This is a genomic window from Psychroserpens citreus (assembly GCF_055686305.1).
In genome coordinates this window covers 1,306,508-1,319,014 of record NZ_CM145999.1, presented here as the reverse complement: position 1 = coordinate 1,319,014, position 12,507 = coordinate 1,306,508, and the positions used below count along the sequence as shown (strand labels likewise).

Genomic DNA, 12,507 nt, shown 5'->3' with positions numbered 1-12,507 from the left:
ATTGTGGAAGTAGTAGGACTCGAACCTACATGCTCCGAAGAGACCAGATTTACAGTCTGGCGAGCCAACCAATTGCTCAATACTTCCAAATTAGAGACAAGGATGAGATTTGAACTCATAAAAAACAGGTTTGCAATCTGCCGCCTTTAACCATTCAGCCACCTTGTCTTTTGCGATACCGATAGGATTAGCTCATGTCACTTCTATATCATTAAATAGGAATTCGTGAATGCTTTGCATTTCGAACCTATAACCTGTCGGTTAACAGCCAACTGCTCTGCCATTGAGCTACGGTATCGTTTGTGGAGCTACGGAGACTTGCACTCCATTCTGTGAATTGCAAATCCACTGTTTTGGCTTGTTAAACTATAACCCCATTACGTTGCGGAGAGTAAAGGAATTGAACCTTCACCGCGATATTGCGGACTTGTTTAGCAGACAAGCGCAACAAACCAATATTTGCCTACTCTCCATTTGTTATTTTAGTCTGGGAAGCAGGACTCGAACCTACAACCTTTCGCATCCAAAGCGAATAAACTAGCCAATTGTTATATTCCCAGATTTTCACTAGCAGGATTAGTTCGCTGCATTCTTATTGTTATAAATAAGAGCTCATGAATGCTTCGCATTTCGAACCTGCAACCTCTCGCTTCCAAAGCGAGTAAACAGCCATTGTTATTCTCCTAGTTTTGCGGAAGAAGTGGGAGTCGAACCCACACGAGTCGTTAACTCCGAGCACTTTTCAAGAGTGTGGCCACCGCCAAATTGGCTTGTCCTTCCGTTGTGTTGACGCGGTGAGGATCGAACTCACAACCCCTCGGTTAAAAGCTGAGTGCTCTGCCAATTGAGCTACGCGTCACTATTTTTTATTTCAATGAACACCATAAAAAAAGCGCCTCGTTTTACGGAAGGCGCTTTCTTTATATCTATGAATACGTCACTATGTATCCATAACCTTCCTAGTATATTTTGTAAATCTTTCATCATTCTCTAACGCGACCATGTATTTCGGCGAGCTTATGCAGAGACGTATTTGAATAATATGTTGTAAATAGTTTGTCATTTGTTTTTAGTTATTTCGACGGTGCAAATATGAAATGCATTTTTGAATTATGCAAGAAAAATTTCAATTTAATTTATTGATAATCAGATAGTTAAGTTAATTTTAGATAATAGAATTCCTGTCCGTATATCTACGGATTCTCAACATGTTTACAATAGCCTGTCTCTCAATTGTTTCACTGTTTATTTCGTTTCTATGTTATCGTTTTATAGCTTCAAAATATTTTCAAAAAAAATTTTAAAAAAAAGCGCCCAACTTTTAGGTTGGACGCTTCATATTATAGTTTTAATAGTATTTAAATCATATTCAACACTTAAAATTAGATACAAAACGTCCTGAGATGGTACTCAGTAAAATGACTGCCCATCTATAATCGCCACATTCATTAAAGCGTGACATCGGTTGTTTATGTATCTGTATTGTATTCATTTTGTATTGTAAATATATGTTTTTTATTTATGTAGCAAATATAATGACGTTGAAACGTAATCTTTTTGCGTTGTTAAAACTTTTTTTACTTTAAACTTATTTTTAGATCCATTTCATTTTTCATTAGTAATAGAACTTCTGCATTACCCATAGCATCATCAACTGGATTATGTGTGTGCGAAGTTTTCCTCAGATGTTTCCATTTTGCATAAGTATCTTTTTGTAATCCACAAAAAAGATCAGATAATCTTCTTGAAGAAAATCCGAATGGGTTTTCACCAATAAAATGATGGAAATACCAACATATAAACATCCAATCAAAACCATTATTATCACTAATGAATATTGGTCTTCCTTTAGAATTTAAATTTATCCAATCTTTAAATTGTCGCATTACTTTTTCAGGTTCAGAAAAAGTCATCGTTTCTTCTCTAGTATGTCCAGAGACGTTTAATGCTTCTGGAACCCATTTTTCGGATATAGGTTTTAATTTTCCATAAAAGGATCTATCTAAATTCTGATCTACAACAACGGCTCCAAAAGAAACCATTGAAAAATCTCCTGGGATTGGCCCATCGGATTCTATATCTACCATTATATAACTCATCGTATTCTGTTTTTTATTTATTATTTAAACGGAGGCTCCCACGTTTTTTGATTCATAATTACTTTGACTTCCTCGTAGGTAATAGGGTAAAAGTCGTGGCAATCTACTCCGACATCGAAGCTATTACTATTAGGATCGTCAGGTAAGCTACCATGAGAGTGTCCGTACAAATGCCATGTGCCTCTAAAGCTAGAGCGCCAAACTCGCATCGCATAATGCAAGAGGATAATCTTTTGTTTGCCATTAGGTGCATCTGCATCATTGACGTTAAGCTCAAAGTAATCTTTTATCCATTCGAATCGGTTTGGATTTGCTAAAGCTGCTCCTTCGTGATTACCTCGAATGAGGAAAATTTTACCGTTTAACTTGTCTAGAATATCTCGCATACGTTCTGCTTTGCATAGACCGAAATCACCTAAATGGTAGACTTTATCATGTTTATTTATGCGAGAATTCCAGCGTTTGATGAGTTCTTCGTCCATTTCTTCAACCGTTTCAAAGGGTCGGTTGGTGAACTTTATAATATTGGTATGACCAAAGTGATGGTCTGATGTAAAGTATATGTTTCTTGTTGTATTCATGTTTTCTAGTTCCCACCTTTCGACTGCGCTCAAGGCAAGCTTCAGTGAGAATCTCATTATTTAAACCTACAAGTTGAGATGCTGAAACAAGTTCAGCATGACAAAACTTGTAGGTTGATTATTAATTATTTTTTTTAGACTTCACTTTTTTAGTTTTTTTCTTTTTAGAAGTCTTCTTTTTCTTTGGTTTCAGCTTGTTTTTGATTCTTGAAATTTCAGAATCTACATAGTTAATAAATCCGTCGTTATAACCTAATAACTTAGCTTTTTTCAAGACTTTAATAGCTTTTTTATAGGCTTGAAGGTTTTCAAACAATTGTCCTTGAAACAAATGAATGATTCCTTTATTAAGACCTTTTACAGTAAAAGCAAAGTCTATTAATTTCTGAGCTTCTACGTAATCTTCATTCCAGATTAAAACCAAAATGTAGTGTTGATACACTTTGTGAAAATCCATTTTATTAGCTAAAGCTTCAGCATAATACTGTTTGGCCTTTTCGTAATCACCAAATTGCTCAGCTTGTAAACGTCCCATTAAATATAAAGCATAAGCATTGTTAGCTTCATATGATAAGGCATAATTTAGATTTTCTACAGTTTCTTCTAGCTCATAAGGATATGCATCCATTGCTTTAAGTACGTAGTTATTTAATAAATTAGTTTCCATAGTATTATGTTTCCTCATCCTGAATATGCTTCAGAATCTATTTTAATTCATTACGTAATTCAGTTTTTAATTGATTCCGTTTTGATTTATAATGCTTCTCTTTTTTTTGAGCTTTAAAGTCTGAACCTTTGAACACCTTAATAGGGTTTCCACGTTCAACTTTTAGGTGGTTTTCCCACTGATGTTTTATGCTCTTTTGCAAAGCTTGTAACTGCAATTTGGCAACCTTCTCTTGCAAACGTTGTTTGGCAATTTTTTTATTTTGGTGTTGCGACCTACTATCCATTACCAATACTTGAATGTTACTTGGTTTATGAATAGCCCTTATTGCAGAACTCACTTTATTGACATGTTGTCCTCCTGGTCCAGAACTTCTAGTCGCTTGGTACATAATATCCTTTTCATTAATTTGAAAAGTTTGATTATTCTCTATTTCATAAAGACCTATAAACCAATTTTTACGTTTATGTTGCGGTCTAAATGATGATATACCAATCCACTTAATAGTACCTTTCCAAGATTCTAGAAATGGACTGACATTTTTTCCTTCAATTTGAACTGTAACCGATTGTATGGTTCGGTTTTCTGTTCCTTGTTCTTTTTGAAGAATGGTGTATGCCATTTGTTCTTCTTTTAAAGCCTTAATAAATAGTTTTAAAACCTGAGCCACAACCCAGCAGCACTCTGCTGGACCACGACCAGAGGTAATTTGTATGATTTTAGTTTCCATTTTATTACTTCTTTTTACTTAGCCATTCTCACAATCTTTGGTGTAAATTTCCCAATGATTTCAACCAATTCTTGTTGGTTTTTCATCACGGTTTCAATGTTCTTATATGCCATTGGTGCTTCATCTATACCACCCCCAATTAAAGAGACATCGTGCTTTTGTAATTCTTTTTTTATTGCACTTTGTGTTAATGTCAATTTGCATTGGCGTCTAGATAGTACACGTCCTGCTCCGTGAGATGCCGATTGTAAACTTTCTGTATTGCCTAATCCTCTAACTACAAATCCTGGCGCTGTCATTGATCCTGGAATAATACCTAGCTCTCCTTTGTTTGCTGGTGTTGCTCCTTTGCGATGGACGATGCACTCTTGTCCGTTGACGTCTTGTTTCCAAGCAAAATTGTGATGATTATCAATCTTCGCCATTGGCTTTTCTCCCAAGAGTTTTGCAATGCGTTTATGAATATCGTCATGGCACGCTTTTGCATAGTCACCGGCTAAATTCATAGCTAACCAATATTCTTGACCATCATGCGTGTTTAAATCTAACCACGCTAAATGCTGTACGTGTTTTGGTAATGGACATTGCTTTGTTGCTAAATAGGTATAGTGTTTTGCAATATTTGCTCCCAATCCACGTGAGCCGCTATGTGATAAAACACCCAAATAATCACCTAATGGTAAATTCCATTCGTTATTGATATCGATAATGCTAATGACTCCGAATTCAACAAAATGATTACCTCCACCAGAAGTGCCTAATTGTTTATAGGCTTTATCTTTTAAACGTTTTACCAGAGGAATGTTTTTAAACTCATCACGACTGAAAATCTCATGGTCGTGTTTGGTTTTATGTGTTTCGTACATTCCAAACTTGGTATGCTCTGACAATATGTTTTCCAGTTGATGCTTTTTGCCTTTTAAGTAAGACGCTTTTACTGGATAAATGGTTAAACACATTCTACAACCAATGTCTACACCAACTCCATAAGGAATTACAGCATTTTTTGTTGCTAGTACTCCACCTATTGGTAATCCGTAACCTACATGTGCATCTGGCATTAAGGCTCCTGCAACGGCTATTGGCAGTTTTAAGGCATCATATAATTGATACTTTGCCTGATCATCAATTTCGTTTTCTCCATAAATTTGAAATGGTGCGCGATGTGTGTTTAATTTTTGTTTCACCACATGTACTGGGTCTAGCAGGCTTTCTGCTATTTTTCCCCAGACACCATCTCCTTTATAGACTTCAGGGTTTAGTAATACTTTTTTTGCTTCCGTTAATATTTTCTCTTTTTTTACTCGTTTTTGATAGCGATTAATCTGGCCTAAAGTCACATTAATACTATTGTTCTTTGGAAAGCCTAATTTGATTAAGTCTTTTCCGCTTAGTTTCTTTCCCATGGTTTGAGATATTAGTTATCTGTCATCGAGCTGTAATACTTGATGGCAATGATTTGATTTGATGGATTCGAATCTTTTTTAAACCTTAACCTGTTTTGAAACAAAGGCATACAAAAAAGCCCGAAACGTTTGGGCTTCGGACTCTTTGTATGATAAAAATAGATGTCTATTTATCTGGAAAGAAGTCACGAAGCGTGTATGTAAAAGAACCTGGTTCTCCTGACATACTTTTGTTTACATTTAGATTAAACATGTTACTTCGTTTTTACTTGAAAGACCTTTCGACTGCGCTCAAGGTGACATTCAAAAATTATTATTTATTGTTTTTAAGCGATGCTTCGACTTTGCTCAGCACTGGTGCAAATATAAAATGGAATATTTGAATTATCCAAATTTAAAATCAAATTAATCTATTGATTATCAGTTTGTTAAGTTATTTTTGGGTAATGGACATCTTGTCCGCAAATGGCAGATATCTTAATTTATTGAAGTGCAGTTGTTTGCGTTTTAGGCATGTATATGTATTAACTTCAAAAAAAATTAATAAAAAAAGCATCCAATTTTATTTTAGATGCTTTTTATAAAGGTTTATTTATATTTTACCTATTTCCCTACACTACAGAAATAGCTTTTCAGCATCAGATGTTCTAAATTATGTAGTGTCATAGATTCTTTTTTTCTTTGTTTATTAGTGCAAATATTGAGATTTATTTTTCAATTTTCAAAATTACAATTGTAGAATTTAGTTCTTGCAGAGACTAATAGGTCATTAATTTTGTCCAAATTTGGTTTATCGGCAAGCACAGAATTATTAAATATCACTTCTAGTTCGTCTCTTATGATTTCAGCTTTAGAGACCAATTCGTCATACTCAAATTCAGCATTTTTAATTGTCAGTAAGTTATCTCTATCTGAACGTTCTACATTTATTTTACTTGACTCTCCAATTTCTTTTGCCATATGTAATAGTCTAAACGTGTGCATCATGTTTTTGGCATCATAATTTTTATCATGAGAGGTGTTGTTCTTATAGCGTTCTTCGTTTCGGTTTTTAACCCAAGACCAATAATCTTTGTATTTTTTGCAATAAGTAGAATAACCATCTAGGTTAAAATATAGCATTGCAATTGGTGATTCTTCTTTAGGGATAGAGCTTAAACAAACCTCATTAGCATTAATTCTTGCAACTCCTTTATAATTTAAAGACGGGTTATAAAACAAGTTGTAGCAATCTTTCATTTTTGAGATTTTTGCTAATCCACAATACTCATTTTTTAAGCCTTTTTCACTTAAGAATTGTTTTAGAGTTATTGATTTTTTACCATCTAAAACCAAACAGAAATCTTCCACAGATTTACGTTCTTTTTCAACAGGATTAACTATTTTCTTATTGAGACCTCTTGCTTTTTTTATTTGAGTAAAGGCATAATTAGCAAAGGTGTTTTTACATAGTTTTGATAAGAACAACTCTGTTTTAATACTGTCAAAAATAGGGTGCTTATATAATACACAATGCTGAGGAACATTAAGAAGTTCTAATATATTAGGATTGTTTTTAGCACATAGCTCTATGAATTTTCTAAGCTCATAATACACGATATCGTTGGTAGTATTATTTACTTGTTCCACATAATCTAAACTGTAAAAACTTTCCTTAGGAAGAATAAATACACCTCGTATATCTGTATCAGATGAAGGTGTATCCAATCCGTAAGCACGACTGCCGCTAATGCATTCGAAAATAATATGTCCTGATGATTTTAGTTCTTCTAGTGTCATTTGTTCAATGTTTTTAAAAATAAACTGTTAAAATCGTCTGGATTTGGTTTTTTATTTACCAGTTGATTTTTAACGTTATTATTGTCGTTAACAATAGCTCTTACCAAATGTATTAAATCTGCATCAACAGGATCGTTACTTTTTTCGATGCGTTTACTTTTCAAAGCTATTAATTCATCTAATTTGTTATGATAACTTGAGTCTATCAAAGAATACATCTCTCTGAACAAAACAGGTGGTATAGATTCATTTTTATAGATCCAATTCGCGCAAAGCGCTGTGCGTATAGCATAGAAAAAACTTTTTAAAGTCATTTTTTCTGAATCTAAAGTTTCTTCAAACCCCTTATTCATGCTATGGAAATGATAAAATCCAGAAACAGGATTAAAATTGGTATTGGCTACTTTCTTTATAGTTTCTAAAAAATCATTACTGGCTCGATAGATTATTGGGGAAAATAACCACCCTGTAAAGGATGCATTAGATTTTGCTAAAAGACGTAATGCTTTGCACAAATCCCAACCTGAACCATCAAGTAAATCATTGTCTGTCATAAATTGTATAGTATCCTTTTGCTCCCAAAGGTTGAGGTACCAGTCTTTTTTATGCTTATAAACAAAACGGATATCATAATCAGAATCTGGTGAAGCAAAACCCCAAGCTCTACTGCCTGATTCTACGGCGAATAGAATCTCTATGTTTTTATCTCGTTCTATTTCAGAGAGTTTGTTAAGTATTCTAGTTTTCATGATTCAATTGTTTAATACAAAGATTATTTTAGATATACGCAATAATTTTGCGCACTAAATATTTTATTATAAATTCAAATAAAATTTTGCAATATGCCCATCAATAAAAATGCTTTAATTCGTTATAAAACGATAGATAAATGTCTTCAGAACCAATACAGACAGTGGACGCTTAATGATTTGATAGAGGCTTGTTCTGATGCATTATATGAATATGAAGGGAAAGATATTGATGTGAGTAAGCGTACGGTACAGCTCGATATACAAATGATGCGGAGTGATAAACTAGGTTATAATGCGCCAATAGTGGTTTATGACCGAAAGTATTATAAATATGATGATGAGGGTTTTAGTATTGTTAATATTCCTGTGACCGATAAGGATGTAAAGGTTATGAATGAAGCCATACAGGTCTTGCGTCAGTTTAAAGATTTTTCCCTGTTTAAAGAAATGGATGGTGTTTTACAACGCTTAGAAGATTCGGTGTATTCGTCTCAAAAAGATAAGCGTGCTATTATTCATTTAGATAAAAACGAACAGCTTAAAGGCTTAGAATACATTGACGTCATCTATGCTGCTATTCAGAATAAAAAAGTGATAGATGTGGATTACCAATCTTTTAAAGCACGACAAGCAAGCACAATGACTGTACATCCGCAGCTGTTAAAAGAATTTAATAATCGTTGGTTTTTATTGGCGACTCATAAAGGAAAATATATTACTCTAGCTTTGGATAGAATGTCTAAGATTGTTGAAATAGATACTGCTAATTATGAAGACCACAACATAGATGGTGATAGTTATTATAAAGATGTTGTTGGAGTCACTGTGTCTAATTCTAGGTCACAACGCATAGAATTTAAGGTTGATAAACACAATGCGCCTTATGTGATTACTAAGCCATTTCATGCATCGCAACGAGTTATTAAACACACTGAAGACGGCGTCATCTTTAATATTTTAGTACAAGTAAATTTTGAGCTAGAGCGTCTAATATTAGGTTTTGGTGAAACAATAGAGGTGATTAAACCTCAAGCATTGAGAGATAGAATTTTGAAGAAGTTGAAAAAATCGGTATCTAACTATTCAGATACCTCTAAATAAACAGTGTTATTTTTTTTTAATTCAATAGTACTATTAAAAAAGACTTTAGTACCATTTAAAGCTGCTTCAACAAGGTAGTCTTGACCTTTAAAATAACAATTAAGAATTGTCGCTTTTAATGGAGAATGAGGTACCACATAAAGCTGATGAGCATAAACAATTTCATTATTAATAACATTAAACTCTCCAAAAAAGGAAGCGATTAAAGGCGTTTTAGGATTGTTGTATAGATTTTGAGGAGTATTGTAAGCTTCTATACTATGATTATTCAATAGTGCCATTTGATCTGCAAATCCTAGAACATCGTCTTTGTCATGTGTTGCGACGATACATGAAATGTTTTTTTTCTTGAGATATTTAAAAACATTACGTCTTAGAGACTGTTTTTTAAAATTATCAATATGACTAAACGGCTCATCTAATAAAATAATTTCGGGTTCTTTGGCTAAGGCTCTTGCTAGAGCTACACGTTGTTTTTGACCGCCAGATAAGGTTTTGACTTTAGTTGTAGCATAATCAGTAAGCTCAACAACTTCCAATAATTCTTTGGTGCGTTGCTTTTTTTCTTTAGGGAAGAAATTGGAGAGGAACTTCCCAATATTTTCTTCTACAGAAATAAATGGCATTAAATCGAATTCTTGAGCCACATACTTCATAAAATCATAGCCAATCACGAGATTATATTTTGGGCCAAGAATCTCAGTTGTTTTCCAGTGGATATTTCCGAAGCTTAAATCATATTCGCCATACAAGGTCTTTAAAAGCGTACTTTTTCCTGAGCCACTTTCTCCAATAATGGCAAGGTATTCACCTGGCTGAACTTTAAATGATATGTGGTCTAAAACCAGGGTATTGTCGTATGAAAAAGTAAGTTGTTTAACGTCTAACATGGCTTATGCAAAAGTACTATAAAAAACGCCTTTACATCAAATGCAAAGGCGTTTTTAAATATGATGAAGTATGTTTTATTTTTTAATAAACTTTTGGTTTTTTACAATGGTATCAGACATGATGCTTAATATATAATTACCAGCGCTTAATTGCGAGACATCAATAGTCTTAGAATTATGTAAAGTATTTGTCATGACACGCCTTCCGCTAAGGTCATAGATACTAAAAAAAGCATTTTGTAATTCTAACTCTGTATTAAGATTTAGTATATTATCTGCAGGACTAGGTGATAGTATAATGTCTGCTGCAAATAGCTCATTGTCATTAATTCCTAAAGTATCACATGAAGCACCAGTTCCTTCTATAGCAGTAAATGTTTGATTTATTGGAGGATTTAGAAATGTTTCACAATCTTTATTTGGCCAATACACAATAATATGAGAAATAGCTGTTTCTGAACCAATACCAAAATGGGTATTTAATGAACTCATATATTCGAAACCTTCTCCACTCCTAACATCTCGAATTTGAATACCATTTGCTGTGTAAATTTCTACACGAGCCCCAATAGCATCAATATTACTAGTTGTCCCAACAGTATTAATTTTAATCCAATTATTAGACGTTGTTTCGTTCATATATATAACGTCATTGTAATAGGCATCCAAAAAGCCGTCATTGTTTAGGTCTCCAAACGATCCGTTTTTATAATTTAATTGCGAGGAGTCAATATCCTCGAAAGTCATATCTCCTTTACCATACATTATTGTACCGTTACAAGCAATGTCTAAAAACCCATCATTATCAAAGTCATGACTTACATTTTCATGACCTGTTGGAGCAGAAATATTTGAAGCAGTTGTTACATTGACAAAATTACCACCACCATCATTTCTCATAAGCTTATGACTACCTGAACTAGCACCAACAAAAAGATCCATGTCTCCATCATTATCATAATCTCCCCAAGATGAAGACCAAGTTTGCATTGGATCATCTAAACCTAGTGAATTAGCATTTTCAGTATAAGTACCATCACTGTTATTGGTTAACATATTATTTCGTCTTCTAGCTTCTTCACCGCCACATTTAGCAATAAACATATCCAGGTCTCTATCATTGTCATAATCAACCCAAATGGACCCGTAGTTTCCACCAGATGTATAGTCTCCAAGACCTCCTTGATTAAAGGTTAGGTTACCACTCCCATCATTTATGTAATATACATTAGGAGCAACATCATGACATACAAAGGCATCTAAATGCCCATCATTATTAATATCTGCAAAATTTGAACGTTGAGAAAACACATATTGAGATCCTGAAATTTCTGTAAAGCCTGTTCCGCTGTTATTGGCTTTCATAAATGTAACACCAGACCCATCTCCGTACAATAAATCGGTATATCCATTACCATCAAAATCTGCAGCAGCCATACTCCAATCAGGAACAAAATCTGCGTTAGAAGTACCAATATTAACTTCATTAAATCCACCTGTATTTAATTGATATTTTATTTTTACATTGGTAGATGTGACAGATACAATATCATCTAAATGATCTCCATCCATATCAACAACAGCTAAATCATATCCTCCCATTGCCATAGGTTGTTGAATAAAATTCACCCTTGCAGGAGCTAATGTGGTGAAATTAAGTGGCCCAACCCAATTACTATAATCTGAGCCACCACAATAACCTCTAACATATACTTCATAGCTAGTGCCATCTGATAAGCTGGTTAGTGTATGAGGATTGTTTGAAGATGTTGGGGTTCCGGAACCAGTAGGTACTCCAGAACCTGGGTTTTGTAGCGCAATTTCCCAGTTTGTTTCACTGCCTCCAGATAACCAATATAATAATGCCGAATTTGTTGTGATGGTTCCAACAGTAAGATTTGTAATATTTGGACATGCAGGAGGCGCTTGAGAACTAATTGTAGGTGATTGGAAACAAAACCCCCAACCCCAATAGTTCCCCAAAGTAGAATCATCATATGAGATCCTGTATTGAAAATTATTTAATTGATTAGCACTAAATGATGAAATATTCAGAAAACTAGACGTATAACTAACTGCATTACCAGAACAAAAATTATTTGTAACACCTGAATTCTCTTCTAACTCATTTCCCCAATCTGTCCAAGCACTAGCATCGGCATCCCAGTATTGTAGCTTTAGTACTTCACCAATATCATTGAACACGTAACTAGAACTCACGGTTATCCAATATTCTTGGGCATTATGAGCGGCAGTTAGGTCGATAATAGGCGATTCGGCTGCTATATTATCTTGATGACCACTAGATGCATCATCATCGTCGTATGCAAAGTTACTATCAGTAGTTGTAGGGTTAGCTTCTAAAACATTAGAGTTTGTAAGATATGAACCACTAAGTACCCAATTACTATTAGGCCAATTCGCAGGTTGGTTTAAGATTTGTGAAAAACAAAAAACAGTGCTAATGAGGGCTAGCACTAAAGTAATTTTTTTCATAGATTA

At 34.0% G+C, this 12,507-nt stretch carries 10 protein-coding genes and 8 tRNA genes; 1 reads left to right on the top strand and 17 read right to left on the bottom strand.

Annotation, left to right across the window (positions count from 1 at the left end):
* Positions 1 to 4: 4 nt before the first annotated feature.
* The 15 genes from ACTU6T_RS05885 to ACTU6T_RS05815 form a co-directional block, all read right to left on the bottom strand.
* Positions 5 to 87, bottom strand: a tRNA-Tyr gene (locus ACTU6T_RS05885).
* A 7-nt stretch (positions 88 to 94) separates the two neighbouring features.
* Positions 95 to 168 (bottom strand) — tRNA-Cys (locus ACTU6T_RS05880).
* A gap of 5 nt (positions 169 to 173) precedes the next feature.
* Positions 174 to 298, bottom strand: a tRNA-Asn gene (locus ACTU6T_RS05875).
* Positions 299 to 303: 5 nt separating this feature from the next.
* Positions 304 to 376: transfer RNA gene (locus ACTU6T_RS05870), tRNA-Ala, on the bottom strand.
* Between the two features lie 9 nt (positions 377 to 385).
* Positions 386 to 472 (bottom strand) — tRNA-Ser (locus ACTU6T_RS05865).
* Positions 473 to 486: 14 nt separating this feature from the next.
* A tRNA-Pro gene (locus tag ACTU6T_RS05860) sits at positions 487 to 560 on the bottom strand.
* 132 nt (positions 561 to 692) lie between these two features.
* Positions 693 to 780, bottom strand: a tRNA-Ser gene (locus tag ACTU6T_RS05855).
* 6 nt (positions 781 to 786) lie between these two features.
* Positions 787 to 859: transfer RNA gene (locus tag ACTU6T_RS05850), tRNA-Lys, on the bottom strand.
* A 718-nt stretch (positions 860 to 1,577) separates the two neighbouring features.
* Entirely contained in the window at positions 1,578 to 2,099 is a 522-nt protein-coding gene (locus ACTU6T_RS05845) for a 3'-5' exonuclease (protein WP_460220321.1), read from the bottom strand.
* Positions 2,100 to 2,119: 20 nt separating this feature from the next.
* Positions 2,120 to 2,680 carry a metallophosphoesterase family protein gene (locus tag ACTU6T_RS05840; protein WP_460220320.1) on the bottom strand — a complete coding sequence of 187 codons (561 nt, stop codon included), beginning with the start codon at positions 2,678 to 2,680 and terminating at the stop codon, positions 2,120 to 2,122.
* Between the two features lie 121 nt (positions 2,681 to 2,801).
* Positions 2,802 to 3,347, bottom strand: coding sequence for a tetratricopeptide repeat protein (locus tag ACTU6T_RS05835; RefSeq protein ID WP_460220319.1), 546 nt, complete (start codon positions 3,345 to 3,347; stop codon positions 2,802 to 2,804).
* Between the two features lie 37 nt (positions 3,348 to 3,384).
* On the bottom strand, positions 3,385 to 4,077 hold the full coding sequence (gene prfH, locus ACTU6T_RS05830) for a peptide chain release factor H (protein WP_460220318.1): 693 nt from the start codon (positions 4,075 to 4,077) through the stop codon (positions 3,385 to 3,387).
* Between the two features lie 14 nt (positions 4,078 to 4,091).
* A complete protein-coding gene (locus ACTU6T_RS05825) occupies positions 4,092 to 5,483 on the bottom strand; it encodes an RtcB family protein (protein WP_460220317.1) in 1,392 nt (463 codons plus the stop codon).
* A gap of 714 nt (positions 5,484 to 6,197) precedes the next feature.
* Positions 6,198 to 7,262 (bottom strand): nucleotidyltransferase domain-containing protein, encoded by a 1,065-nt coding sequence (locus ACTU6T_RS05820; RefSeq protein ID WP_460220316.1) that lies wholly within the window; start codon positions 7,260 to 7,262, stop codon positions 6,198 to 6,200.
* A complete protein-coding gene (locus ACTU6T_RS05815) occupies positions 7,259 to 8,011 on the bottom strand; it encodes a nucleotidyltransferase domain-containing protein (protein ID WP_460220315.1) in 753 nt (250 codons plus the stop codon). The genes ACTU6T_RS05820 and ACTU6T_RS05815 overlap by 4 nt, the downstream gene beginning before the upstream one ends.
* A 93-nt stretch (positions 8,012 to 8,104) precedes the next feature.
* Between ACTU6T_RS05815 and ACTU6T_RS05810 the strand changes: the two genes are divergently transcribed.
* On the top strand, positions 8,105 to 9,115 hold the full coding sequence (locus ACTU6T_RS05810; RefSeq protein ID WP_460220314.1) for a helix-turn-helix transcriptional regulator: 1,011 nt from the start codon (positions 8,105 to 8,107) through the stop codon (positions 9,113 to 9,115).
* Here ACTU6T_RS05810 and ACTU6T_RS05805 read toward each other — a convergent pair.
* Both ACTU6T_RS05805 and ACTU6T_RS05800 read right to left on the bottom strand, forming a co-directional pair.
* A complete protein-coding gene (locus tag ACTU6T_RS05805; RefSeq protein ID WP_460220313.1) occupies positions 9,094 to 10,005 on the bottom strand; it encodes an ABC transporter ATP-binding protein in 912 nt (303 codons plus the stop codon). The genes ACTU6T_RS05810 and ACTU6T_RS05805 overlap by 22 nt on opposite strands.
* A 75-nt stretch (positions 10,006 to 10,080) precedes the next feature.
* Complete coding sequence (locus ACTU6T_RS05800) at positions 10,081 to 12,501, bottom strand: FG-GAP-like repeat-containing protein (RefSeq protein ID WP_460220312.1); 2,421 nt, start codon at positions 12,499 to 12,501, stop codon at positions 10,081 to 10,083.
* Positions 12,502 to 12,507 lie beyond the last annotated feature (6 nt).